General features: G+C 71.8%; 24 protein-coding genes, 1 tRNA gene and 1 pseudogene. 13 read left to right on the top strand and 13 right to left on the bottom strand.

Annotated elements, in window-relative coordinates; all coding sequences use genetic code 11:
- Window positions 1–89 precede the first annotated feature (89 nt).
- Window positions 90–1,628, top strand: coding sequence for a tetratricopeptide repeat protein (locus ACQ0O7_RS07185; RefSeq protein ID WP_430780954.1), 1,539 nt, complete (start codon window positions 90–92; stop codon window positions 1,626–1,628).
- Between the two features lie 3 nt (window positions 1,629–1,631).
- On the opposite strand, the gene ACQ0O7_RS07180 is transcribed toward ACQ0O7_RS07185, so the two are convergent.
- Window positions 1,632–1,850 carry a biotin/lipoyl-binding carrier protein gene (locus ACQ0O7_RS07180; protein ID WP_430780953.1) on the bottom strand — a complete coding sequence of 73 codons (219 nt, stop codon included), beginning with the start codon at window positions 1,848–1,850 and terminating at the stop codon, window positions 1,632–1,634.
- Window positions 1,851–1,984: 134 nt separating this feature from the next.
- On the opposite strand from ACQ0O7_RS07180, the gene ACQ0O7_RS07175 reads away from it, so the two are divergent.
- Window positions 1,985–2,059: a 50S ribosomal protein bL37 gene (locus ACQ0O7_RS07175; protein ID WP_369700219.1), complete on the top strand. Its 75-nt coding sequence runs from the start codon at window positions 1,985–1,987 to the stop codon at window positions 2,057–2,059.
- Between the two features lie 39 nt (window positions 2,060–2,098).
- On the opposite strand, the gene rsrA is transcribed toward ACQ0O7_RS07175, so the two are convergent.
- From rsrA to ACQ0O7_RS07150, 5 genes are all read right to left on the bottom strand, one after another.
- On the bottom strand, window positions 2,099–2,353 hold the full coding sequence (gene rsrA, locus ACQ0O7_RS07170) for a mycothiol system anti-sigma-R factor (RefSeq protein WP_430780952.1): 255 nt from the start codon (window positions 2,351–2,353) through the stop codon (window positions 2,099–2,101).
- A gap of 4 nt (window positions 2,354–2,357) precedes the next feature.
- Window positions 2,358–3,161, bottom strand: a complete 804-nt coding sequence (locus ACQ0O7_RS07165) for a sigma-70 family RNA polymerase sigma factor (RefSeq protein WP_430780951.1) — start codon at window positions 3,159–3,161, stop codon at window positions 2,358–2,360.
- Window positions 3,162–3,246: 85 nt separating this feature from the next.
- Window positions 3,247–3,855, bottom strand: coding sequence for an alpha/beta hydrolase family protein (locus ACQ0O7_RS07160; protein ID WP_430780950.1), 609 nt, complete (start codon window positions 3,853–3,855; stop codon window positions 3,247–3,249).
- Between the two features lie 31 nt (window positions 3,856–3,886).
- Window positions 3,887–4,282, bottom strand: coding sequence for a WhiB family transcriptional regulator (locus tag ACQ0O7_RS07155; RefSeq protein WP_430780949.1), 396 nt, complete (start codon window positions 4,280–4,282; stop codon window positions 3,887–3,889).
- Between the two features lie 192 nt (window positions 4,283–4,474).
- Window positions 4,475–5,152, bottom strand: a complete 678-nt coding sequence (locus ACQ0O7_RS07150) for an SOS response-associated peptidase (RefSeq protein WP_430780948.1) — start codon at window positions 5,150–5,152, stop codon at window positions 4,475–4,477.
- A 430-nt stretch (window positions 5,153–5,582) separates the two neighbouring features.
- Between ACQ0O7_RS07150 and aroA the strand changes: the two genes are divergently transcribed.
- From aroA to ACQ0O7_RS07120, 6 genes are all read left to right on the top strand, one after another.
- The gene (gene aroA / locus ACQ0O7_RS07145) at window positions 5,583–6,869 is read left to right on the top strand and encodes a 3-phosphoshikimate 1-carboxyvinyltransferase (RefSeq protein ID WP_430780947.1); all 1,287 of its coding nucleotides are present in this window, start codon (window positions 5,583–5,585) and stop codon (window positions 6,867–6,869) included.
- A 2-nt stretch (window positions 6,870–6,871) separates the two neighbouring features.
- Complete coding sequence (gene rsgA, locus ACQ0O7_RS07140) at window positions 6,872–7,942, top strand: ribosome small subunit-dependent GTPase A (RefSeq protein WP_430781000.1); 1,071 nt, start codon at window positions 6,872–6,874, stop codon at window positions 7,940–7,942.
- Between the two features lie 73 nt (window positions 7,943–8,015).
- On the top strand, window positions 8,016–8,816 hold the full coding sequence (gene hisN / locus ACQ0O7_RS07135) for a histidinol-phosphatase (RefSeq protein WP_430780946.1): 801 nt from the start codon (window positions 8,016–8,018) through the stop codon (window positions 8,814–8,816).
- A gap of 80 nt (window positions 8,817–8,896) precedes the next feature.
- Window positions 8,897–9,616: an ATP-binding protein gene (locus ACQ0O7_RS07130; RefSeq protein WP_430780945.1), complete on the top strand. Its 720-nt coding sequence runs from the start codon at window positions 8,897–8,899 to the stop codon at window positions 9,614–9,616.
- Window positions 9,617–9,644: 28 nt separating this feature from the next.
- Window positions 9,645–10,199, top strand: coding sequence for a DUF5709 domain-containing protein (locus tag ACQ0O7_RS07125; protein WP_430780944.1), 555 nt, complete (start codon window positions 9,645–9,647; stop codon window positions 10,197–10,199).
- 69 nt (window positions 10,200–10,268) lie between these two features.
- Entirely contained in the window at window positions 10,269–10,976 is a 708-nt protein-coding gene (locus ACQ0O7_RS07120; RefSeq protein ID WP_430780943.1) for a family 16 glycosylhydrolase, read from the top strand.
- On the opposite strand, the gene ACQ0O7_RS07115 is transcribed toward ACQ0O7_RS07120, so the two are convergent.
- Entirely contained in the window at window positions 10,973–12,199 is a 1,227-nt protein-coding gene (locus ACQ0O7_RS07115; protein ID WP_430780942.1) for a chitosanase, read from the bottom strand. The genes ACQ0O7_RS07120 and ACQ0O7_RS07115 overlap by 4 nt on opposite strands.
- Window positions 12,200–12,209: 10 nt before the next feature.
- On the bottom strand, window positions 12,210–12,443 hold the full coding sequence (locus ACQ0O7_RS07110) for a hypothetical protein (protein WP_430780941.1): 234 nt from the start codon (window positions 12,441–12,443) through the stop codon (window positions 12,210–12,212).
- 64 nt (window positions 12,444–12,507) lie between these two features.
- Between ACQ0O7_RS07110 and malQ the strand changes: the two genes are divergently transcribed.
- A complete protein-coding gene (gene malQ / locus ACQ0O7_RS07105) occupies window positions 12,508–14,469 on the top strand; it encodes a 4-alpha-glucanotransferase (protein ID WP_430780940.1) in 1,962 nt (653 codons plus the stop codon).
- On the opposite strand, the gene ACQ0O7_RS07100 is transcribed toward malQ, so the two are convergent.
- The 3 genes from ACQ0O7_RS07100 to ACQ0O7_RS07090 all read right to left on the bottom strand — a co-directional run bounded on the left by ACQ0O7_RS07100 (window position 14,424) and on the right by ACQ0O7_RS07090 (window position 17,604).
- Window positions 14,424–14,762 carry a hypothetical protein gene (locus ACQ0O7_RS07100; protein WP_430780939.1) on the bottom strand — a complete coding sequence of 113 codons (339 nt, stop codon included), beginning with the start codon at window positions 14,760–14,762 and terminating at the stop codon, window positions 14,424–14,426. The two genes, malQ and ACQ0O7_RS07100, sit on opposite strands and share 46 nt — an antisense overlap.
- Before the next feature lie 61 nt (window positions 14,763–14,823).
- Window positions 14,824–16,077 (bottom strand): DUF1501 domain-containing protein, encoded by a 1,254-nt coding sequence (locus ACQ0O7_RS07095; protein ID WP_430780938.1) that lies wholly within the window; start codon window positions 16,075–16,077, stop codon window positions 14,824–14,826.
- A gap of 3 nt (window positions 16,078–16,080) precedes the next feature.
- Window positions 16,081–17,604: a DUF1800 domain-containing protein gene (locus tag ACQ0O7_RS07090; protein WP_430780937.1), complete on the bottom strand. Its 1,524-nt coding sequence runs from the start codon at window positions 17,602–17,604 to the stop codon at window positions 16,081–16,083.
- Window positions 17,605–17,695: 91 nt separating this feature from the next.
- On the opposite strand from ACQ0O7_RS07090, the gene ACQ0O7_RS07085 reads away from it, so the two are divergent.
- A complete protein-coding gene (locus tag ACQ0O7_RS07085; protein WP_430780936.1) occupies window positions 17,696–18,547 on the top strand; it encodes a spermidine synthase in 852 nt (283 codons plus the stop codon).
- Between the two features lie 159 nt (window positions 18,548–18,706).
- Window positions 18,707–19,525, top strand: a complete 819-nt coding sequence (locus ACQ0O7_RS07080; RefSeq protein WP_430780935.1) for a translation initiation factor 2 — start codon at window positions 18,707–18,709, stop codon at window positions 19,523–19,525.
- 230 nt (window positions 19,526–19,755) lie between these two features.
- Here ACQ0O7_RS07080 and ACQ0O7_RS07075 read toward each other — a convergent pair.
- Window positions 19,756–20,739 (bottom strand): annotated as a pseudogene (locus ACQ0O7_RS07075) (TerC family protein); the annotation flags it as partial.
- A gap of 18 nt (window positions 20,740–20,757) precedes the next feature.
- On the bottom strand, window positions 20,758–21,513 hold the full coding sequence (locus tag ACQ0O7_RS07070; protein WP_430780934.1) for a pentapeptide repeat-containing protein: 756 nt from the start codon (window positions 21,511–21,513) through the stop codon (window positions 20,758–20,760).
- Window positions 21,514–21,773: 260 nt separating this feature from the next.
- Here ACQ0O7_RS07070 and ACQ0O7_RS07065 point away from each other — a divergent pair, with 260 nt between their 5' ends.
- Complete coding sequence (locus tag ACQ0O7_RS07065) at window positions 21,774–23,069, top strand: lamin tail domain-containing protein (RefSeq protein ID WP_430780933.1); 1,296 nt, start codon at window positions 21,774–21,776, stop codon at window positions 23,067–23,069.
- Window positions 23,070–23,308: 239 nt separating this feature from the next.
- Window positions 23,309–23,382 (top strand) — tRNA-Met (locus ACQ0O7_RS07060).
- The last annotated feature ends 1,344 nt before the right edge of the window (window positions 23,383–24,726 follow it).

Below are 24,726 nucleotides of genomic sequence, written 5' to 3'. Positions count from 1 at the left end.
AGAAGCTGCTCATTGAGTCAAGGTTTCGTGCACTAATGAGCAAACGTGAGGACTGACAACTGGCGGCTGTTCCCCTAGGGTCTTCACTCGTGGATTCCCCCTCGGCCCGCCGTGATGTCGCGCGCGCTCGCGACGCCCTCGAACGCGGCGAAACCACGCCCCTCGCCACCCATCTCGCCGCGGCTCTGGCCCATTCCCCGGCCCTGCCCGAGATCCACGAACTGCTCGGCCGCCTGGCCGCCCGCGCCGGTGGCGGCCTGGACCTCTTCCCGCTGGAGGCGCACGCCCCGGCCGGCCGGCTCGCCGCCCGCGCCCACCTGCTCGCCGCCGCCGGCCGCCCCGAGGAGGGCCTGCCGCTGCTCGCCGCGGCCAGCGGGCTCGCACCGGCGCACGACTGGGCCGGCGTGCCGTGGGTCGCCGACCCGGCCCTCGGCACCCGGATCGCCCCGGGGCTGCTGGCCCGGACGGTGATGCGGCTCTGCACCGCGGTCGGCGACCCCGCGCCGCCCACGACCGTGACACCGCTGCGGCCCTACCTGAGTGTGGTCCGGTTCGCGGTGGCCGCGCACGGCGAGCACGCGATGCTGCTCGGTGCCGGCTCGGCGCTGGCGCGCCGGCTCGGCGAGGTCCGTCTGGCGGTGGAATGGGCCGGCCGCGGCGCTCGCGCTCAGCCGTCCAAGCTGGCCGAGATCTGGCTGGGGTACGCGTACCGCAGCGCCGGACGGATGCCCGAAGCCCTGGCCGCACTGCGCCGGGCCGTCGCCTACGACCCGGACGACCTCTCGGTCTACGCCGACGTGGCCGCCACCCTGGCCGACCTGGGCCGGCTGGACGAGGCGCTGCGCTGGACCGAGCTGGCCCTGGAGCGCGACCCGCACTTCGACTGCGTGGTGCACACCGCGCACCGGCTGCGCCACCGGGCCGACGGCGACGTCGAGCACCTGGTCGGGCTGGCCGACTTCGTCCGCGACCACCCGGACGACGCGCACGAGCACACCGATCTGGAGGAGTGCTGCCGCAACACGCCGTGGCTGGGCGGTCTGCCGTCCGGGGCGCCACTGCCGGCCGGCCGCGCCCCGGTGAACGCCCGGCCGTCGGCTGACGCCCTGCACCGGCTGCAGCGGGTGGCCGGGGCGTCCTGGCCGCACCCGCCCGGCGCCTACGACCGCGCGCTGGGCCTGGTGCTGGTGGAGCCGTGGGAGCTGCTGGCGCTGCTGGCGCATCCGGAGACGGCACGGGCCGACCAGCAGAGTGGTCTGGAGGTGTGGGCCTGTCTCGGGCTGCTGCACCACGGCGCCGAGGAGCCGTGGCTGGAGTCGAGCCGCCGGCGCCTGCTGCTCGGGCTGCTCGACGGTGACGTGGACCGGGTGACCCAGGCGGCGCTCTTCGCCCTGATCGCCTACGCCTGGGTGGACCCGGAGGCCCGGCCGGACGTGGCCGCCGTGGTGGCCGGCCGGCTCACCGAGACCGCGTCCGGGCCGAACGCCCGGGCGGTCGCCGAGCTGGCTCTCGCCGCGCCGGGTCTGGACCGGCCGACCCGGGAGCTGGCCGCGGCCACCATCCGGGTTCCGGCCGTGCCCCGGCCGCGTGGCCGGGGCCGGTCGCTGCTGCGCTGGCGGCGGGAGTGACGGTCAGCTGTTGATGACCGCGATCAGGTCGCCCTCCTGGACGACGTCACCCTCGTTGACCTTGAGTTCGGTGACCGTGCCGTCGTGCTCGGCCAGCACCGGGATCTCCATCTTCATCGACTCGAGGATCACCAGCGTGTCCCCTTCGGCGACGGTGGCGCCGGGCGCCGTCACGACCTTCCACACGTTGGCCACCATCTCGGCCCGGATCTCGTCCGTCATGGATCGACCACCTCCCTCGTCAACTGCCGGTGAGGTCATCAAACCACGGATCAGGCGCGGGTAGGTCCGGCCCGCGGCGACGCGCCCACTACGATCGGCAGGCGAGTTACCGCACCAGGGAAGGGAGTGCCGAGATGGCGAAGAAGGCCCGCAAGAAGAAGGCCCGGAAGAAGAGCGGCGCGAACCACGGCAAGCGCCCCAACAGCTGAGAACGAGAAAGGCCCGGCGGATGCCGGGCCTTTTCGTGATCAGTGTGGGGTCTCCAGCTGGCCCAGTTTCAGGCGCAGCCGCTCGCGCAACTCCGCGGGCGCCCGCTCGTCCCCGCAGCAGCGGCCGACCAGCGCCTTCACCTCGTTCTCGATGCCGAACTCGCGCACGCACTTCGAGCACTCGGCGAGGTGCTTCTGGATCAGGCTGCGGCGCTCCTCCGAGCACTCCAGATCCAGGTAGAGGTAGACCTCGCCGAGCACGGCACTGCAATCGGTCTCTTCGTTGGCAGCCATGTCGTCAGGCCTCCTGCGGCTCGGACGTGGCGGTGCGGGTGATGCCCCGGTCCGCGGCGTACCCCTCGAGGAGCTTGCGCAGGTTGCGCCGGCCGCGGTGCAGCCGGGACATGACCGTGCCGATCGGCGTGCCCATGATGTCGGCGATCTCCTTGTACGAGAAACCCTCGACATCGGCGAGGTAGACGGCGAGCCGGAAGTCCTCCGGCAGGGACTGGAGCGCTTCCTTGATGTCGCTGTCCGGCAACCGGTCCAGCGCCTCGGTCTCGGCCGACCGCAGACCCTGCGACGTGTGCGACTCGCTGGACGCGAGCTGCCAGTCGGTGATCTCCTCGGTCGGCGCCTGCACCGGCTGCCGCTGCTTGCGCCGGTACGAGTTGATGTAGGTGTTGGTGAGGATCCGGTACAGCCAGGCCTTCAGGTTCGTGCCCTGCTCGAACTGGTGGAACGCGGAGAACGCCTTGAGGAACGTCTCCTGCACCAGGTCCTCGGCGTCGGCCGGATTGCGGGTCATCCGCAGGCCGGCGGCATACAACTGGTCGACGAACGGCAACGCGTCACGCTCGAAGCGCTCCCGGCGCTCATCGGTCCGTTCCTTCTGGGCCACCCTGGACTCTCCCCTCGACCGCCCCGCCGAGGATACGGGTATCACCCGTGTAAGGCTCTTGAAACCCGCGGGTGTGCTCACGCTCACCGACGGCTGCACGGATGGCGTCACGGTGGCGGGCCACTCGGGCGAGCCGAGCAGGCTCCGCACCCGGTCCGCCTCCCGGCCGCCACGCTCGGCGCTTTCGGTACCGGCACGCACTAGAAACCCCTTCCCGCCGACATGTTTCCAGCTCGGATAACGCCGGCGGCGGGGCCGGACATTCCCTTGTGATCTTTCCCCGGGGTCACCGCGCCCAGGAATAGCGGCGCAGCCACTCCAGCACGATCGTCACCGTCGCGGGCAGATCCTTTCGCAGATCGTGGACCGCGCCGGGACGAATCGCGACCTCCACCGGCCCGGCCGGCGACGGCACCCCGAACGGATCGCGGTCCCCGTTGACCACCAGCGTGGGCGTCGTCTCCGGCAGCTCGCCGGCCCGGCTCTTCTCCGGCTTGCCCGGTGGGTGCAGCGGGAAGGCCAGGGCGAGAACCCCCGCGGCGCCCAGGGTGGCCGCGGTCCGGCACGCGACCCGCGCACCGCTGGACCGGCCGCCCACGATCAACGGCAGCGGGGGTACGTGTAACGCCCGCACCACCGCCAGCCACGCCTCGTCCAGATGCCCGGCGGGTGCGGGCGCGCGCCGGCCGGCGACCCGGTACGGCTGGGTCACCAGGGCCACCCGCACCCCCGCGGCCACCGCCGCGTCGTGCACCGCCACCAGGTCCGGGGCGTCGACTCCACCCCCGGCGCCGTGGCCGAGGACGAGCAGTCCGCGCACCGGCCCGGCCGGCTCGGTGACGATCGCGGCGGCGGGGCCGCGCGGGGTCTCTACGGTGATCTCGGAGCGGGGCACGCGCTCCGTTCTACCAGGTGTTTCCCGCCGGTCAGCGGCTGACCGGGAGGAGTGTCAGAAGCCTGCGGTCCTCGGCGTCCGGCACGTCGTCGACCTCGTCGCCGTTGGCCTGGATCCGCTCCCGCCAGGCGACCAGCATGGCCCGCCGCTCGCGTGGTGTGGTGCCGCCCCAGACGCCGTGGCAGTCGCCGACCTGCAACGCCCAGGCCAGGCACGGGCCCTGCACGTCGCAACCGCCGCAGAGGGCGACGGCTCCGCCGGATGGCTCGTTCGGGGCGGGGAAGAACGTCTCCGGATCAACCGTCCGGCAGGCGCCCCGCGTGCGCCAGGCCTCATCGGTGCTGCGTTGCGCGATCGCTTCGAGCAGCCGCGGGTCGCGTCGCGCGATGGCCACTTCGTGCGGACGCGGCATGCGTGCTCGTGTCATCAGCCCACCTCCCCCGTGGGACCGGAACTGCATGTGGCGGCCGGGCCGCACCTTACGGTCCAGCACCACTCCGGCGCTGGTTTGTACCGCAGGCAACAAGATCAGAACAAGGGGGTTATCTATCTTTACGCAAAGTTTCCGGTTCGGAATTACTACATATCGCGACAAAGAATCTCGTTGATCTTTGAGAGTTCAAAAAAGCGTAACTTTGGCCGTCGCCTCGATCAGCTCCGGTCCGTTGTTTCGCACATTGCCGACCCCGGCACCGACCGGACGGATCTCGATGCCGTTCAGATCGGTCTCGGACAGCGGCCGCAGCAACTCCGCCGCGTCGCCACCACCGGCCAGCCAGTCCGCCCAGCGATCGGCCGGCAGGATCAGCGGCATCCGCTCGTGCACCTTCGCCAGCCCACCGAGCGCCGCCGTGGTGATCACACTGCAGGTGCGCACCGACTCCGGGCCCCACGCCGACCAGATCCCGGCGAAGGCCAGCGTCGAACCGTCCGCCGGAGTCATGTAGAACGCCTGCTTGCTCTTGCCGTCCCGGACCCACTCGAACCAGCCGTCGGCCGGGACCAGGCAGCGGCGCTTGGCGAACGACGAGGCGAACGACCGCAGCTCGGTGACCGTCTCGGCACGCGCGTTGATCATGCGGGCGCCGGCCTTCAGATCCTTGGCCCAGTGCGGGACCAGGCCCCAGAGCGCGGAGTCCAGCACCCGGCCGTCGTGCTCCTTCGACATCCGGATCAGCGGCACCGCGCTGGTGGGCGCGACGTTCCAGCTGGCCCGCAGCGGCTCGGCCACGTCGACGGCCTCGAACAGCTGGCTCAGGTCGGCGTTGCTCTTGGTGGTCGCGTATCGGCCGCACATAAGCGGCAGGTTACGCCCCGCGCGAACGCACGTCCGCCCCGAAACCCCGTCCGTGGAGACTCTCCCACCCGCCGGGACCCACCAACAGCCGCGTGGCCACCCGCGGCACGATCCGAACCACAAATCACCACACGAGCACCAGACAACAGCCGCGTGGCCACCCGCGGCACGATCCGAACCACACGGCACCACACGAGCACCAGACAACAGCCGCGTGGCCACCCGCGGCACGATCCGAACCACACGGCACCACACGGGCACCAGACGACGGGCGCGTGGCCACCCGCGGCGCGATCCGAACCACACGGCACCACGCGGGCACCGGACGACGGGCGTGTGGCCACCCGCGGTGCGATCCGGACCGTTTCTCGGCACGTGGGAGCGGTGGAGGGTGCACGGCTGGAAAGGGTCACGGCGGCAGAATGAGGGCGTGACTGCTGAATCGCGCCCCTGGTCCGCACCGCCCGCCACCGGCCCGGTCACCGCGACCGTGCGACTGCCCGGCTCCAAGTCGATGACCGCCCGCGCCCTGATCCTCGCCGCCCTCGCCGACGGCCCCTCGGTGATCGAGGCGCCGCTGCGCGCCCGCGACACCGAGCTGATGGCGGCCGGCCTGCGGGCGATCGGCGTCGGCGTGGACACCACCGACCCGGCCCGCTGGGTGGTGACGCCCGGCCCGTTCCGCGGCCCGGCCCGGATCGACGTCGGCCTGGCCGGCACGATCACCCGGTTCCTGCCGCCGGCGGTCGCGCTGGCCGACGGCCCAATCGAGTTCGACGGCGACCCGCACATGCGGAAACGGCCGCTGCGCCCGATCGTGGCGGCGCTGCGCACGCTCGGCGTGACGGTCGACGCCTCGCCGATCGACGGCCTGCCGCTGACCGTGCACGGCACCGGCCCGGTCGAGGGCGGCGAGGTGGTGATCGACGCGTCCGGGTCCAGCCAGTTCGTGTCGGGGCTGCTGCTCTCCGCGCCGCGCTTCGCCAAGGGGCTGACGGTGCGGCACGAGGGCCCGCCGGTGCCGAGCGCCCCGCACCTGCGGATGACCACGCACATGCTGCGGGCGGCCGGCGCGGTGGTGGACGACAGCGTGGCCGACGTGTGGGTGGTCGAGCCGGGCACCCTGCGCGGGCGGACCTGGACGATCGAGCCGGACCTGTCCGGGGCGGCGCCGTTCTTCGCCGCCGCCGCGGTGACCGGCGGCGCGGTCACCCTGGCCGGCTGGCCGGCCGACAGCTGGCAGCCGGTGGAGCAGGCGATCGGGATCTTCCGGGCGCTGGGCGCCGAGGTCACCCGGTCGGCTGACGGCCTGACCGTGCGGGGCACCGGCACGCTGCGCGGCGTCACCGCCGACCTGTCCGAGGTGGGCGAGCTGACCCCGGTGGTGTCGGCCCTGGCCGCGCTCGCCGAGGGCCCGTCCGAGCTGCGCGGGGTGGAGCACATCCGGGGTCACGAGACGGACCGGATCACCGCGCTCGCCACCGAGCTGGGCCGGGTGGGCGCGACGGTGAGCGAGTTCCCGGACGGGTTGCGGATCGAGCCGGGGCCGCTGCACGGGGCGGTCTTCGAGACGTACGCCGATCACCGGATGGCGCACGCGGCGGCCGTGATCGGACTCTCCGTGCCGGGCGTCGAGCTGGCCGACGTAGGTTGTACGTCGAAGACGTTGCCCGAGTTCCCGGAACTCTGGGCGGGACTCGTGGCCCAGAGGAGTTAGACCTGCCACCACGTAAGCGCGAGTACGACGAGGACGACGTCCGGATCCGGCCGGGCAAGTCGTCCCGTCCGCGTACCCGGACGCGCCCGAAACACGACGACGCCGTCGACGCCCTGGTCATCACGGTGGACCGCGGCCGCTACGGCTGCGTCCGCGAGGACGGCTCCGGCGATGAGGTGATCACCGCGATGCGGGCCCGCGAGCTGGGCCGCAAGTCGGTGGTGGTGGGTGACCGGGTGGCCCTGGTCGGGGACGTCTCCGGCGCGGCCGGGGCGCTGGCCCGCATCGTCCGGATCACCGAGCGGACCTCGGTGCTGCGCCGGACCGCTGACGACGACGACACCACGCCCGAGGGCCGGCTGGAGCGGGTGGTGGTCGCGAACGCCGACCAGCTGGTCATCGTCAGCGCGCTGTCCGATCCGCCACCCCGGACCGGTTTCATCGACAGGTGCCTGGTGGCGGCGTACGACGCCGATGTGGAACCGCTCCTCTGCCTGACCAAGGCCGATCTGGCCGGGCCGGAGCAGGTGCTCGGCTACTACGCCGAGCTGGACCTGCCGCACGTGCTGGTCCGTCCGGGCAGTGATCTGGCCGAGTTGCGCGCCCGGCTGGCCGGCCGGATCTCGGTCCTGGTCGGCCATTCCGGGGTGGGCAAGTCGACGCTGGTGAACCGGCTGGTGCCGGACGCGCTGCGGGCGGTCGGTGTGGTCAGCGCGATCGGCAAGGGCCGGCACACGTCGACCAGCGCGGTGGCGTTGCGGCTGCCGGTGGTGGGCCGCTCGCGCAAGGATCCGGGCTGGATCATCGACACGCCGGGGATCCGCAGCTTCGGGCTGGCCCACGTGAGCGCGGAGAGCCTGCTGCACGGCTTCCCGGACCTGGTCGAGGGCACCTTGGACGACCAGCCGAACTGTGGGCACACCGCCGCCGACCTGGGCTGTGCGCTGGACGCCTGGGTGGCCGAGGGGAAGGCGGACGAGCGCCGGCTGGCCTCGTACCGAAGGCTTCTCGCCTCCCGTGCCGGTGAGGGTGACGCGCGGGATCAACCGGTGGAGAGCGGGCCCGGCGTCTGAGAACGCCGGAAGTCGATCTCAAAAAGGCGAACTCGACGGGACCGGCGACGGGTTGATGGGCTAACTTTCCGGCATGGCCGGATATGCCGACGATCTCGCGCTCGCCCACGTTCTCGCCGATTCGGCCGATGCCATCTCGATGGCGCGGTTCCGGTCCCTGGATCTGAGGGTCGAGTCGAAACCCGACCTGACCCCGGTGTCCGACGCGGACACCGCGGTGGAGAAGGCGATCCGCGCCACCCTGGCCCGGGCCCGGCCTCGTGACGGGGTGCTCGGTGAGGAGTTCGGCCGGACCGACGCGACCGCCGGGCCGGGCAACCGGTACTGGGTGATCGACCCGATCGACGGCACCAAGAACTTCGTCCGCGGGGTGCCGATCTGGGCCACCCTGATCGCCCTGATGGAGGGTGACACCCCGGTGGCCGGGCTGGTGTCCGCGCCGGCGCTGGGCCGTCGCTGGTGGGCCGGGCGCGGGCTGGGCGCCTTCGCCGGGCGCAACCAGCACTCGGCGAGCCGGATCAGCGTGTCGTCGGTGCGCAAGATGACCGACGCCAGCTTCTGTTACGCGAGCCTGAACGGCTGGGCCGACAACGGCCGGCTCGACCAGATGATGGACATCCTGCTCGGGGTGTGGCGCAGCCGGGCCTACGGCGACTTCTACGGCTACATGCTGCTGGCCGAGGGCGCGCTGGACGCGATGGCCGAGCCGGAGCTGTCGCTGTGGGACATGGCGGCGCTGATCCCGATCGTGACCGAGGCGGGCGGCAAGATCACCGACTTGGACGGCCGACCGACCGCCGACAAGAGCTCGGTGATCGGCACGAACGGATTGCTGCACGAGAGCGTGCTGACCGCGCTGGCCCGCCGGAGTTGATCCGCCCACCGGCATGACCTCCCGGCCCCGGGGTATCCCGCACGTGCCCCGCAGCCGACTTCTTCCACACTGGAGCGATCATGCCGAGCGAGGTTCGTCACCTGGTGGACCGCGGCCGGGCCTATCCGCTGGTCCGGCTGACCGGGGTGCTCGACGACGACACCACCGCGACGATCCGGTCCACGCTGCTGGCCGAGCTGGCCGGGCAGCCGGAGGCGGTGGTCGTCGACGTGGCCGAGCTGCGGGTGGCCCGGGCCGAGGCGCTCACCATCCTGGGCGAGGTGTTCGACGAGACCCGGGACTGGCCGGGCAGCCGGCTCGCGCTGTGCGGCCCGGGTGGGCTGCCGGACTGGCGGGTCACCGGCTGGACCCGGTGGCCGGACCAGGCGGGCGCCTTCGCCGGGATGGGCGAGCCGGGGCCGGCGGATCACCGGGTCGTCGCCGAACTGGACCCGGTGCCCGGTGCGGCCCGGCGGGCCCGGGAGCTGATCACCGAGGCGTGCCGGCGGTGGGACCGGCCCGGTCTGGCCGACAGCGCGTGCATCGTGGCCACCGAGATGGTCAACAACGTGGTGGCGCACGCGCACACCCCGATGCGGGTGCTGCTGGCCCGGCACGGCGACACGATGAGCGTGGCGGTCCGGGACGGGTCGGCGACACCACCGCGGCTGAAGGGGCCGGCGCCGGTCACGGCGTACGGCGGCCGGGGTCTTCTCCTGATCGACGCGATCGCGGCCCGGTGGGGTCATCTGGTGCTCGGCGACGGCAAGGTGGTGTGGGCACGTTTCGGGACGGCATGATCGACGCTCACGGGGGTAGTTTGCGGGCATGCGAGACAACGACTACCCGGCCGAGGTCAGCGATCCCGAGGCGTCCGGTCTGCCGGACACCGCCGACGACGACTCGACGGCCTATGACGAGGTGAACAGCTCGCGGTGGGCGGACGGGTCGGACCCGGCGGCGCTCGCCGGGGTGGGCCCGGGCGGCGCCAACCGCTTCGGGGAGACGCCCGAGGAGGCGCGCCAGGGCGAGTCCCTGGACCGGCGGCTGCGGCAGGAGGAGCCGGATTTCGGCGCCGAGTCCCGGGAGCAGCCGCGGGAGCCGTTCGACGAGACGGTGGACAGTTCCGAGCAGCGTGAGTTCGACCGGGACGTGTGGAGCCCCAGCCCCACCTCCGACCCGGACTCGCAGGTCTCGCTCTACGACGACGGCCAGCTCGACGAGGACTCGCCGCGGCAGGTGGGCCGTCTGGTCGCGCCGGACGGCGGTTCCGGCTGGGACGACGAGGCGGAGAGTGTCGCCTGGGACGCCGGGGCGGCCGGTGGCGGCGCCAGCGCCGAGGAGCTGGCCATGCACGAGACCCGCGCGCCCGACTACAAGTAGGTCACAGGGCTTGCGGGAAGCGCTCCCAGTTCCGCACAGTGCCCACTGGTCATCTACGGGGGGACGGTCATGAACTGGGGGCGACTGGCGGCGGCGGTGCTGCTCGGCACCGCGCTGCTGGCCGGCGAGCCCGCCGCGGCGGCCGACACGGTCAGCCGGGTGGTGCTCGACGACGACTTCTCCGGCGCGCGCGGCGACGCGCCCGGCACGGGCACCTGGACGGTCGACGGCGGGGCGGAGCGGGCCTGGCAGGACGGCTCCGGCCGGCTCGTCCTCGGTTCGCCGATGCGCACCGCGAAAACCTTCCGGCAGGCGTACGGGCGGGCCGAGGCCCGGGTGTGGATGAACCGTGCCGACGAGGCGTGGCGCGCGCTCGGGGTGCTGGACGCCTCGGGGCGGACCCCGGCCGGTGAGGTGGAGATCCTGGACTCGTCGCCGGTCGGCGGGGACTTCCACACCTACGCGATCGACTGGACCCCGACCACGATCACCTGGTCGATCGACGGCCGGGCGGTGCAGCGGTTCACTCCGGCGGAGAAGGTGCCGTACGCGGTGGTCCTCGGTCTGGGGTCGGGCGACCGCCGCTCGTCCGGGATGCTGGTGGACCGGGTGACGGTCTCGGTCCGGGTGAAGGTGGTGCCGTGGCGCGCCTTCACCGGCTATCGGGCCGGTCAGCACGTCGAGTACGACGAGGAGGTCTACCGGGTCCGGGAGCCGCACACCTCGCTCCCCGGCTGGCAGCCCACCCTGGTCCCGGCGTTGTTCACCAGGATCTAGGCGATCGTGTACGGGTCGCCGTAGACGCTCCAGCTCAGTGGGGTGTTCAGGTCGAGGTTGCCGGCCGCCAGGAAGGCCCGCTGGGCGGTGTCCACCCGGCTGGTGTCCTGGTGCGCCTCCTCGGTGCGCATCTCGGCGACCCGCGCGTCCAGGAACGCCGACAGGTAGTCGATCTCGTCGCCGCCCCGGGCCGGGGTGTGCCGCCGGGCGGTGGCCCGTTCCCGGATGTCGCGCAGGCCGGACATCCCGTGCATGACGGCGGCGTCGTAGTAGGCGAACTGGCCCAGGCCGCGTAGTCCGTCGCCGGCTGCCAGGCGTACCGCCGGGTCGAGGTACCGCCGGTCCCGGGCCTCCTCCTGGACGGCCCGGAAGACCGGATCGGCGGCGGCCGTGCGCCAGGCCGCCGGGAACCCCGGGTCGAGTCCCTCGTGCGAGTCGGTGCCGTCCACCGCCCGCAGCGCCGGAAGGTACCCGGCCAGGCCGTTGCCGGGGACCCGCCGGCTGTACTCGGTGACCACGCCGAGCATGTCCGAGGTGCCGGAGCAGAAGCCGATGATGCCGCCGGTGTAGCCGCGCCCGTCGCCGATGTCCTCCAGGTAGCCGAACTCGGCCCGCCAGTCGAGTGTCGAGTTCTCCGCGCTGGAGACCAGCCGGAACGCGGTCTCCCGGTTCGCCGCGACGGTCAGCCCGGCGGCGATCGGCGGCACCTCGGCGGTGGCCGCGGACTCGGCCGGCGGCGCCGCGTGCCCGGGACCGTAGGCCCGCAGGCCACCGATCGCGAAGCCGTCCGGGGTGGCCCGCCGGGTGGCCAGCACCCGCAGGTAGCGGCCGGTTCCGGTGTGCCCGGTCAGGTCGTCGGTGCCGCCGTCGCCGGAGGTGGTCCGGTACAGGTCGGTCCAGGAGGCGCCGTCCGGGGAGAGCTGGATCCGGTACGCCGTGGCGAAGGCCGCACCCCACCGCACCCGCACCCGGCGGACCTCCTGGGGCGCGCCGAGGTCGACCCGGACCCACTGGGTGCCCGGTCCCGAGCTGGCCCAGCGGGTCCCGTCGTCGGTGTCGGTGACCGCCGCGGCGGCCCGGTCCACGCCGGCCGTGGACGAGGCCAGCGCCGGGCGGTCCAGGGTCAGCGGCACGTCGGGTGACGCGCCGTCGGCCACCGTGATGACCAGTGGCACGCAGAGCAGCGCCGCGATCCCACCGGCCAGCCCCACCGTGCCGCTCATGAACTCCAACTTAGCGGCGCTTACGGCCCCGTGAGATCAACACGACCGCGAGCACCACACCGGCCACCACGAAGAGGCAGCACAGCGCCGCGAAGCCGAAGAACCCGAAGCCCCGGCCGCTTCTGCGGGCCGCCTCCAGCACCGGCTCGGACGCCCAGGCCTGCGCCGGCACCAGCAATCCCAGAGTCAGACCGGCCATCGCCGCGGCGAACCACTTTCTGATCTTTCCCACCATCTCACTCATGTGCCCCATGCTGGCGAATGTACGCAACGGGTAAGTAACCGTGTACCGAGGAGAGGGAGTTTGGATGGACGCGGACCTGGTCGCTCTGGCCGACGCACACGGTGTGGCCACTCGATACGAGAACTGGCAGCGTAAGGACACCGAGGTGGCCGCCGAGTCGGTGATCGGCGTGCTCGGCATGCTCGGCGTCGACGCGAGCACCCCGGCGGCGGTGCGGACGGCGCTGGCCGAGGCCCGGCGGCGGGCGGGTGGTGACCGGCTGCCGGACACCATCGTGCTGCGCGCCGGTGCGGGCCGGGAACTGCCGGCCGCCGCCGAGCTGACCCTGGAGGACGGCGGCACCCGGCGGGTGGACCGGCTGACCGGTGATCTGCCGCTGGGCTGGCACCGGCTGCGCTGCCGCGATCAGGAGGTCACCCTGGTGGTGGTGCCGGCCGAGCTGCCCGAGCCGCCGGACACCTGGGGCTGGATGCTCCAGCTCTACACCCTGCATTCGGCCGGTTCCTGGGGCATCGGCGATCTCGGCGACCTGCGGGACTTCGTGGCCGGGTCGGCCGGTGCCGGGCTGGTGGTGCTGAACCCGCTGCACGCGATCACCCCGGTGGCGCCGGTGCCGGCATCGCCGTACTCGCCGTCCAGCCGCCGGTTCGCCAATCTGCTCTACCTGCGGATCGCCGACATCCCCGAGTACGGCCGGGCCGGCGCTGAACTGCGGGAGCGGGTGGACGCGCTGCGGCCGCCGGCGGACCGGGAGCTGATCGACTATCCGGGGGTTTTCGCCGCCAAGCTGGCCGCGCTGGAGCTGCTCTGGCCGCTGGCCGCGCCGGTGGATCTGGAGCGGGATCCGGGCCTGACCGACTTCGCCCGGTTCTGTGTGCTGGCCGAGGAGCACGGCGCCGACTGGCGGCAGTGGCCGGCCGGGTTGCGGCGACCGGACGCCCCGGCGGTCCGCGCCCTGGCCGGCGACCGGGTGGCCTTCCACGTCTGGATCCAGGACCTGCTGGAGGCGCAGTTCGACGGGGCCGGGGCCGCCGCCCGGGAGCGGGACATGCCGGTCGGCATCGTGTACGACCTGGCGGTGGCGGTCGAGCCGGCCGGCGCCGACGGGTGGCTGCTGCAGGACGTGCTGGCGATGGACGCCCGGACCGGTGCGCCGCCGGACGCCTTCAACCAGCTCGGGCAGGAGTGGGGCGGGGTGGCCTGGCGGCCGGACCGGCTGGCCGAGACCGGGTACGCGGCGTACCGCGACATGCTGCGGCGGATCTTCAAGTACGCCCGGGGCCTGCGGGTCGACCACGTGGCCGGGCTGTGGCGGCTGTGGTGGGTGCCGGCCGGGCTGGGGCCGGCGAACGGCACCTACGTGCACTACGACCCGGAGGCGATGCTGGGCATCCTGGCGCTGGAGGCGTACCGGGCCGGCGCGGTGGTGATCGGTGAGGATCTGGGCACGGTGATGCCGGTGGTGACCGAGGGGCTGCAGCGCACCAACATGCTGGGCTCGGCGGTGCTCTGGTTCACCCGGGACGACGACGGCGGCTACCGCCCGTCGGCCGGCTATCCGCGGAACGCGCTGGCCAGCGTCTCCACCCACGATCTGCCGACCGCGGCCGGGTTCCTGGCCGGGGAGCAGGTCGAGGTCCGGGCCGCGCTGGGCCAGCTGGCCGGGCCGGTGGAGCAGGAGCGGGAGTCCTGGACGCGGGACCGGGCGCTGCTGCTGGACCGGCTGCGGGCCGAGGGCCTGCTGACCGGTGCGGAGACGGCGGCCGAGGACGTGGTGGTGGCGATGCACGAGTTCCTGGCCCGGACGCCGTGCCGGCTGGTCACCGCGTCGCTGCACGACGTCCTGCTGGAGGTGCGCCAGCCGAACCTACCGGGCACTTTCGAGGAGTACCCGAACTGGCGCATCCCGCTGGGCCGGGATCTGACCGAGGTGGTGTCCGATCCGCTGTTCCGCCGGGTGGCGAAGATCCTGACCGCGCGTCAGAGCGCCAGCGGCGGGGGCGGCGGGTCGTCGTCCAGCGCGTAGAGCATCGGATGCAGCGGCAGGTAGGTGTGCGGCCGGCGGCAGCGGGCCGGCGGCAGCAGTGAGGAGCGGTGATCCGGGTGCTCGTGGCAGTGCCGCAGGCCCCGGGTCAGCGCGTCCTCGTGGTGGCGCCCGCCGCCGTACTCGCCGCAGCCGGTGCAGTCCCAGCGCCAGAACGGGGCGCCCTCGTCGGAGGGGTGCCGGCGGATCCGCAGTGGCGGCCGCGCCGGTGTGGGAACCGGGAGGGGCGGCCGCCGCCGGGCGTCGATGAGTTCGGCAAGCAGGTTGCTCGACATGGTTTCAGTGTGTAACGACCACGGTGCGACGGGATAGCCGTTTTGCGGAATATAGCCGTTTTCAGCGAGCGGTGACGATCCCCAGCTTCGCCGCGGCCACCCCCGGGAACACCGCCGCCGTGTCGGACACCCCGCACCGGGCCCGCAGGATCTCCCCGATCACCGCCCGGTAGTCGGTGGTCACCGCCAGGTCGCCGTCCCTCAGCTGGGCGGTGGCCAGGCCGGGCCAGGTGCCGTACACCTTGCCGCCCTTGACGTTGCCGCCCAGGACGAACATCGCGTTGCCGTACCCGTGGTCCAGACCGCCCGACCCGTTCTGCGCCACCCGGCGGCCGAACTCGCTGATGGTGATCAGGGTGACCCGGCGCAGGTGCTCGGCGCCGAGGTCGGCGGCGAACGCGGCGAGCCCGGTGGCGAGCGCCCGGAGCTGGTCGAACATCCGGCGCCCGGCGACCGCGGTGCCGAGGTTCTCGTGCATGTCCCAGTCACCGGAGTCGACCGTCGCGGTCATCAGCCCGGCCCGCGTCTTGATCAGCCGGGCCACGTCCTTGAGCGCCGCGCCCAGGTCGGTGTTCGGGTAGGCCGCCCCGTTCGCCGGCGTGTAGCCCTTCGCGCGCAGCTGGGCGGCGTACTCCAGGGCGCCGGTGAGCTGCCCGGCGGTCCGTTTCAGCGCGGCCGGCGCGGACTCGTACAGCCGGGTCATCGTCGCCGAGATCGGCCGGCCGTCCTGCTCGCCGTTGAGCACCGTCTTGTCGATCGAGGTCACGCCCAGGTAGGGCGCCGGGCCGCCGAGCACCCGGGCCGGCATCGCGGTGCCCATCGCGACCGCCTGGAACACCTCCCGCGAGCCGTTCGTGCCGAGCATCCGGTTCAGCCAGCCGGTCCGGATCGAGGTGCCCGGCGCGGCCCGCTCCAGGTCCTCCATGGCGGCGAAGTGCGACCGGTTCGGCGCCGGCTGCCCGACCGCCTGGATCGCGGCGAGCTGCCCGCCGGTCCAGAGCGGCAGCAGCGGCGACAGCGCCGGGTTCAGGCCGAAGAAGGCGTCACCCCCGATCAACTGCGACTTGGGTACGCCGATCGAGGGCCGCGCCGTGTAGTACGCCGGATCCCCGGCCGGGACCACGGCGGACAGCCCGTCGAACCCGCCGCGCAGGGAGAGCAGCACCAGCACGTCCCCGGAGTAGCCCGGCTCGGCCGCGAACGCCAGGCTGGTGTCCAGCGTCGCCCCGGCCAGCCCGGCTCCGGTGGCGGCCAGCAGCCCTCGCCGGGTCACCGCGGCCCGCTGGTTCTCCTCGCAACCACACTCTGGAGTCAAAGATCACCTCAATGCGAAGGACGGGGCGTTCAAGAGCATCCCCATCAGGTACGGGTACATCCAGCCGGCCGCCGGATCGTTCGCCTTCAACGGCGACGCCGGGGTCTTGCCGTAGAAATCGGCCAGTGCGGCGATCTGCTTCGCGTCCGGCGCGATTCCGAGCAGCCGTGTGGCGGTCGTCTCGATCAGCGCGCCGTAGGTGGCGGGCAGCGTCCCCACCATGCCGGTGGCCAGGTTCGCCGGCCGGACCAGCGTGTCCGGCCACCAGCCGGCCGCGATGGAGAGGTGGAAGTTCCAGCGGACCAGCAGCCCGGACGGTGAGCCCCAGGCCTCGGCCACGTCCGGGTAGCCGTTCGGCGGCCCCCAGCCCAGCGGGGCCTGCCCGGCGTCGCGGGCCATCCAGTAGAGGCTCTCCAGGAACTTGACGCCGCTCCTGGCCGGGCCGTAGCCGAGCGTCCGCACGGTCGCCGCCAGGTCCTCCAGCGGGGTCCGGGTCTTGGCCCCGGCGGACGCCGCGAACTCGGCCGAGGTGAACAGCGCCCGCAGCACCGGCCCGATCGCCGACCTGTTGTCCAGGTAGACCTTGACCAGGCTGGTGATCAGCGAAGCGGGCGGGGTGTCGGCGACGAACCGGACGCACAGCTTGGTGACGATCCGGCGGGCGGTGACCGGGTGCAGGGCCAGGTAGTCGAGCAGGGCCAGGGCGGCCTTCTCACCACCGGCCGCGGTGCTGTTGGCGTTCTGGAAGGACAGCACCCGGACGGCGCCGGTGGCGTGGATCGTCCCGTCGTACCGGTACCGCCCGGTCCCGGAGTCCACGGTCAGCCCGGTGAGCAGGCGCGCGGCGTTCTTCACGTCCGCCTCGGTGTACGCCAGCCCGACGGTGTGCAGTTCCAGCAGCTCCCGGCCGTAGTTCTCGTTCGGGGCGGCCTTGCTGGAGAACCGGTTGTCCAGATAGGTGAGCATCGCCGGGTGCCGGGCCGAGGCCTTCAGCAGGTCGGAGAACCTCCCCAGGGCGTGCTTGCGGATCGTGGTGTCGTAGTCGATCCGGCTGTCCCAGACGTCACCCTGCGGGCAGGTCACGTTGAGGTGGTTGCTCCAGAAGTCGACCATCACCTCGAAGAGCTGGCGCTCGCTCCAGATCGACCGGGCCACCGCCGCGAAGCCGAGCTGCCACATCGGGTCCCAGCTGTACTGCTTCAGCGAGCCGGCGGACACCCGGGCCCGTACCTCGGCGGTGGACAGCCGGGCCAGCGGCAGGCGGGCGACCACCTCGTCGGCCACCGGGTCCTTGATCGACGACGGGTCGAGTTGCCGGTCCAGCCATTTGGCGGCGCCCAGCTCCCGGATCGCGGCGATGGACGACGGGCTCGGCCCGTACGTGGCCCGGCGCAGCAGATGCAGCAGCGGGTCGGCGGGCAGGAACGCGGCGGGCGCCGAAGCGGAGGCGGGGGCGGAGGCGGCGACCCCCAGGGCGGTAGCGGCGCCCGTGGCGGCGATCCCGCCCAGCGCCGTCCGTCGCGTCATCGTCATCACGCCGGCAAAGGTCGGGTGTTTCCGCTGATACTTGTGGGTTCCCCGGCGAGGGCAACCCGATCGCTACCGGGATACTGGCCGGATGGCACAGCGCAGGTCGGCGAGGCGGACGGTGGAGACGGTCGCCTCCGGGGTGGCGGAGCTGGTGCCCGACCCGGACCGGGACACCGCGTGGACGCTTCTGCTGGACGGGGCGCCGCAGTCGCACGTCGATCTGGCCGACCCCACCCACCTGGAATTCGAGTACGTACGCCGGATGGCCGCCGCGATCGACCTGGCCGCCCCGGCCGGGCGCCCGCTGCGGGTGCTGCATCTGGGCGGCGGCGCGCTGACCCTGCCGCGTTACGTGGCGGCCACCCGGCCCGGTTCGGCGCAGCGGGTGGTGGAGATCGACGGCCCGCTGGTCGAGCTGGTCCGCCGGGCGCTGCCGCTGCCGGACCGGGCCGGCATCCGGGTGCGGGTCGCCGACGCCCGGGCCGCGGTGGAGGGGATGCGCGACGCCGGGTACGACGTGGTGGTCCTGGACGTGTTCGCCGGCTCCCGTACCCCCGCCCACCTGGCCTCGGCCGAGTTCACCGAGCAGGTGGCCCGGGTGCTGGCCCCGGACGGCCGGCTGATCGCGAACGTGGCCGACGGCCCGCCGCTGCGGTACGCCCGCACCCAGGTCGCCACGATCCGGGCCGCGCTGCCGGAGGCGTGCCTGGTGGCCGACGCGGGGGTGCTGCGCGGCCGGCGGTTCGGCAACGTCGTGGTGGTGGCCGGGCGGACTCCGCCGCCGGTGGCCGAGCTGTCCCGCCGGGCGGCCGGCGACTGGTTCCCGGGCCGGGTGGAGACCGATCTGGACCGGTTCACCGCCGGAGCGTCTCCCGTTCCGGACGTCTCGGCGGTACCCTCTCCACTACCGCCCGACGGCCTGTTTGGTAACCGAAAGTAATCATTGAATAGGCCGAAGGTGCAACCTTGATTACCGTCATGTGTCGTTTTCCCGAGTTGGGGTGTGATCCACGCCCGGTCACTGGCGACACCGCCGGTAGCCGGTTGTAATCAGTGCGGCCGCGAGTTTCCGTTCGCGGCGAGCACGGGGAAGGCATCCATGTTCCACCAGCACTTCCTGTCCCCCGCGGGCACGGACCTCGGACCGCTGGACGGCGGTGAGCGCGTCCTGTGGCGCGGGCACTGCGCGGTGGCCGAGTATGCGTTCGACGAGGCGTCCTCGCTGCCGCGCTGGACCCTGCCCGAGGAGACCGAGGTCACCGTCACGGACCGCCGCGTACGGTATTCGTACGACGACGGCGGAACGCAGAGTAGTGGCGAGCTGTTCTGGCTCTGGCCACAGCACCTGCGGGTGCAGCCGGGCAACCGGGAGACCGGGCGCAACGCCACGGTCACCCAGATCCAGCTGGTCTGCAACGGCCCGGACGGCACCTTCCCGGCCCTGGTGTTCGCCGGTGGCGAGCTGGCCAAGGTCAGCGCCGCGGATCACCTGGCCAACACGCTGCGGCAGGCGATCGCCCGGTTCCGGGTGGAGAACGCCGACCTGATCGGGGTGCCGGCGATCCAGGCCCGGATGCTGTCCCGCCTGGTGATCGGCCCGGAGTTCAGCAACTACCAGGGCGGCGAGGGGCAGACGGTGTCACTGCTCGGCGCGGTCCCGGTGCCCGCCCCGGAGCCCTCGTACGACGAATCAGCGGCTCCGGTCTCCAGCTCCCGGGCGTACGGCGACCGGCCCGGCATGGAGGCCGACGCGATCCGCGCCGAGCAGGCCATGCAGGCCGAGCAGGCCCTGCACGAGGAACCGGACCTGGCGTCCCGGGCGGCGAGCCTGGCCTCCCGGATAGCGAGCCTGGTCTCCCAGGAGCCGGACAACGGCCGCGGCACCAACCTCTCCCGGTTCCTCGACCAGGAACGCTGAGGCGCCTACGTCGCCGTCGGCACCGCGAAACAGTGGCCGGCGGCGACCCGCTCGTCGTGCACCCGGTGCGCCCGCTGGAGCAACTCCATCAGCTCCTCCTGCTGCCGGACCCGCCGCTTGTACTTCTCCGGCAGCCCGGCGATGTTCCGCTCCTCCTCCAGCAGCCGGTGGTAGATCTCGTCGCAGTAGGCCGGATCGGTCTCCACGTCGAGGAACTCGTTGGCGTGCCGGCGCGCGGCGGTCATCGCGGTCTGCGCCCGGCCCTTGGGGCTGAGCAGTGAGGCGATCACCGTGACGACCAGGACGCCGATGATGAAGCCGAGCGACGCCGCGGTCGGGATCTCGGTGACGTTCACGTGCTCGCCGTCGTTGATGAACGGCACGTTGTTCTCGTGCAGGGCGTGCAGGATCAGTTTCACCCCGATCAGCGCCAGGATCGCGGCCAGCCCGTAGGACAGGAACACCAGCCGGTCCAGCAGGCCGTCGATCAGGAAGTACAGCTGCCGCAGCCCCAGCAGGGAGAACGCGGTCGCGGTGAAGACCAGATAGACGTTCTGGGTGAGGCCGTAGATGGCCGGGATCGAATCCAGCGCGAACAGGATGTCGGTGCCGCCGATCGCCACCATCACCAGCAGCATCGGGGTCAGCACCCGCTTGCCGTCCTGCACGGTGAAGAGCTTGTCCCCGTCGTACGTGTCGGAGGTGTGCAGGAAACGCCGGGCCACCCGGACGATGATGTTGTCCGGCGGCGTCTCCCCGTCGTCCTTCTTCTCCTTCAGCAGGTTGCCCGCGGTGACCAGCAGGATCAGCCCGAACAGGTAGAAGACCCAGGCGAACCGGTTGATCAGGGCGGCGCCGAGCAGGATGAACCCGGTCCGGGCCAGCAGCGAGAAGACGATCCCGAAGAGCAGCACCTTCTGCTGGTCGGCGCGGGGCACCTTGAAACTGCTCATCAGGATCAGGAAGACGAACAGGTTGTCGACCGACAGCGCCTTCTCGGTGACGTACCCCGCGAAATACTCGGCGCCCATCGTGGAACCGCCGAACACCCACACGCCGACTCCGAAGAGGATCGCCGCCGCGATGTAGATCGCCGACCAGCGGGCCGCCTCACGCAGCGACGGGACATGGGCCTTACGGACGTGGAAGAAGAAGTCGAAGAGCAGAAGGGCGACGATCGCCGCGATGGTCAGGACCCACACCACACCGGACACGGGCTGCATCCGTACATCCTAGGGCTGATCGCCGTCGGTCACTGCCGCGCGCAACTGTGACGAGGTAAGGAACAGCGCGCCGTTTAAGTTCGCGCCGCGCAGATCCGTGCCACGCATGTCCGCCCCGGTGAAGTCGGCCCGCCGCAGATCCGCCTCGCGCAGGTCCGCTCCGATCAGCAGCGCGCCACGGAAACTGGCCCCGCGCAGGTCCGCGCCGCGCATCCGGCGGCCGATCAGCCGGGCTCCGCTGTGGTCCGGGCCGCGGCGCCGGCTGCGGGCCGCTTCGCTCGCGCGGCGCAGGAGAGGCACAACCCCCATCCGGTACGTGTCCAGATCCAGCTCGCGGAGTTCCCCCGGCGGGCTCGCGGCCAGTGCGTCGGTCTCGTCCAGGGCGGCCCGCAGCAACGGATGCAACCGTCGCGTCTCGTCCAGCCTCAGCGCCTCGGTCAGGTACCACATCAGCTCGTGCAACTGCCGCACCACCGGGAGCACCGCGAACATGTCACCGGACAGCTCCGGCGCCGACCGCCAGTCCCGCCCGCCGAACGTCTCCTGGGTGATCCGCTGGCCCGCACCGAAACAGTCGAACACCACACAGCCGGGAAAGCCCAGCGGCACCAGCCTCTCGTGCACGGTGCACCGGAAGTCGTCACCCAGATTCCGGCAGGGCCGCCCGGCCGGTTTGTCGACGGCGAAATCGGAGGACTTGGCGAAAGCGGGCGCCACACAGCAGAGGGCGGCACACCGGGCACAATCAGCAGCCAGTTCGGTCATTTATCCGTTCCGTACATTTAAAGTATCGACTCCGACCCGGATGATACCGGTGACCGAATTCGCCGAAATCATCGCGCTGCAATCTTCATCACGCCCTCCCGAGACCGCTTCCACGCCTCTCACCAGCAGGTATGGTGCGCAGGCGGTCGATTCTTCAAAGCGTCGACATTCAAGAATGCCGGGAGCGGGCGCTCCTCGTCACGGAGGATTCGGACCTCATGAACAAACGATCGACAACGATATTCGGCGCGAGTGCCACCATGGGCGTACTCCTCGCCGGGATCACCGTCGCCCTGGCCGGGCCCGCCTCGGCAGCCACCGCACCGACGTTCGACAAGGCGCCGATCGCGAACGGCTTCAACACGTCCGACCCGGTGGTCTTCACCGGTACCGCCACCCCCGGGGCGACGGTCCAGCTCTACGAGGACGCCTACCAGTGGGCCTCCGGCTACAGCAAGGCGGAGCTGTCCCGGACCCCCGCCAAGGACTACAGCAACAATGAGGGCCCGGTCACCGCGACAGCCGACGGCAACGGCCGCTGGACCATCCGGCGCCCGATGGACTCCGGTCACATCCTGATGGTCGGCATCGGCACCGACTACTCCAACCGCCGGTACGCGGCCGTCCGGGTGCAGCAGGTCTTCACCGCCACCGCGGCCGGCGGCGGCACCGTCAACTTCTCGGTCGGCGTCAACCCCGGCCAGCCCGGCCTCCCGGTGGCCATCCAGCGGTACACCGCGGGCGGCTGGAGCCAGATCGCCTCCGGCTTCACCTCGGCGACCGGCGCCGACGGCGGTGTCACCGGCTACAGCGCGACGGTCGGCGGCCAGCCCACCGGCACACCCACCTACCGGGCCCTGGTCGGCAACGCCACCAGCGGCATCGCCGACAGCGACAACCTGCTGATCTCCAGCTACTCGGTCAACCTGCAGGTCGCGGTCACCGGCGGCAGCGACGGCGCCACCCCGGCCCCGTCCGGCGCCAACCCGGTCTTCACCCCGGCCATCACCGACCCGGACCCGGACCCGACCACCACGCCGGTCTCGCCGTCGCCGTCGCGATCCACGCCGGTCTCGCCGTCGCCCTCGCGATCCGTCCCGGCCTCGCCGTCACCGTCCAAGCCGTCGACCAGCCCGACGCCGAAGCCGACCACCCCGAAACCGACGACGCCGCCCGCCCCCGCGGTGGGCTCGGTCCAGTTCACCCGAATCCAGTACAACGCACCCGGCGTGGACCGCAAGACCAACAAGAGCATCAACGGCGAGTACTTCCGCCTCACCAACAAAACCAAGAAGTCCCTCGACCTCAAAGGCTGGACGGTCCGGGACGCCGCGGGCAACCTCTACCGCTTCACCACCAGCTACACCCTCAAAGCCGGCAAGAACGTGATCGTCCGCACCGGCAAGGGCACCAACACCACAGCCACCCGCTACTGGGGCAAGAAACACCACGTCTGGAACAACGGCGGCGACAGCGCCCTGCTGCGCACCAACGCCAACAAGACCATCGACACCTGCAAGTGGACGAAGCCCGGTAAGGGCTACACCAACTGCTGACATGGCGATCCCACGGAGAGAAGGCCCCGGCGCTGGGTAGCGCCGGGGCCTTCTCTCCGCCATCCCCCACCCGGCGAAGTCGCCGCCGACACCCCCGCACCCTGGCCACAGCCGGCGGTCCCCACCCCGGGAGACGGCGGCAACCCATGGTTCACCATCCGCTTGACCAGCAGAAACCCACCTATAAGCACCCGCCTGAAAGTCCTCCGGAACGGTGCGCTAGGCTTTACCCATACCGACGCGGGGTGGAGCAGCTCGGTAGCTCGCTGGGCTCATAACCCAGAGGTCGCAGGTTCAAATCCTGTCCCCGCTACGAGTGCAGGGGGTCCTTGTCCGCGGATTGCGCGGACCGGGGCCCTCTTCGCGTTTCTCCTGGGGGCCGAGCCCCCAGACCCCGCGTGACGAACTCACCGTCCGCGCTCCGGTCACCGTCCGCGCCGAGCCCGAACTCACTGCTCGCAGCATGGTCACCACTCACCCGAACCCACCGCTGGCAGCGCTGTCACCACCCACCCCGAACCCACGCTCGCGGCACGGTCACCATCCACCCTTAATCACCGACCTGCCCTCGCGGTTCGGCACTTCTTCTTGGCTTCGTGCCGCGTTCCGGTCAATCCCTCGCTGAGCGACCGTCTGGCCGCGATCTTGATGGGTCCACGACTGAATGAGCCTTCTTCCCGTGGTCGGCGATCGGCCCGCGATCAATTCCCCGCCCGAGCGTCCACCTCCGGCCCTTGCCTTGGTGGACCTTGGAGAACCTTCTGCCGGAAAGATCCTTCTTCTCGGCTGCCTGATCACTCGCGGCCAAGCCCTCGCGAGGGCGACCCGTCCAGCCGAGACCTTGGAGGATTTACCACCGGAAGGAGTCTTGTTCTCGGCTGCCTGATCACTCGCGGCCAAGCCCTCGCGCGGGCGACCCGCTCAGCCGAGATCTTGGTGGATTTACCACCGTTTCCGGTGGTAAATCCACCAAGATCGGCCAGGGAGGAAGCTGGACAGCGGACACTCGCGCGAGGATTGACCGCGAGCGGGCCAGTAGCTGAGCAGAGGGCTCGAAAGAGTCATCTACTTGGCGGGGGTGGGTCTGACGGGGCAATCCCACATTTGAGTGACGGACTGTGGTCGGGGCGGGCTGGCGACTCCATCCTGAGCCGTCAGCCGTCAGCCGTCAGCCGTCAGCCGTCAGCCGCCGGCCGCCCGCCCGCAGCCCTCAGCCGCCGGCCGTCAGCCGCTGGCGGCCGGCCTGGGGCCGACACCGGTGCACACGTTCACGGTTCGTATGCGCTCGTCAGGCCGAGGACTACGGCGCGGTAACGCGACCAATTGGACCGTGACGCCCCACCGGGCTCGGGGCGTCTGCGCCCGCGTACGACCGGCCACGGTGTGCCCCTACCGGGAGGGAGCCGAGCCACCCGGCCGAGAACTTGCACAACACCCCGCCCTCCACCAAGGAAAAGGCTCGAAACGGTGGCAAATCCGAACGGCGACCGGAACCAGCAGTGAGATCGTCACGCGGGGTCTGGGACTCGGCTCGGACGACCGGAACACGAACGGCGAGATTGTCATGCGGGGTCTGAGAGCTCGGCGCGGACAATGACCGAAGCACGAACGGTGACCGAAGCACGAACGGCGACCAAAGCACGAACGGTGACCGGAG

It is taken from the genome of Actinoplanes sp. G11-F43 (genome assembly GCF_050589265.1).
In the GTDB taxonomy this organism is placed as follows: domain Bacteria; phylum Actinomycetota; class Actinomycetes; order Mycobacteriales; family Micromonosporaceae; genus Actinoplanes.
The sequence above is the reverse complement of the archived record's forward strand: the minus strand, read 5'-3'. Positions and strand labels throughout refer to the sequence as shown.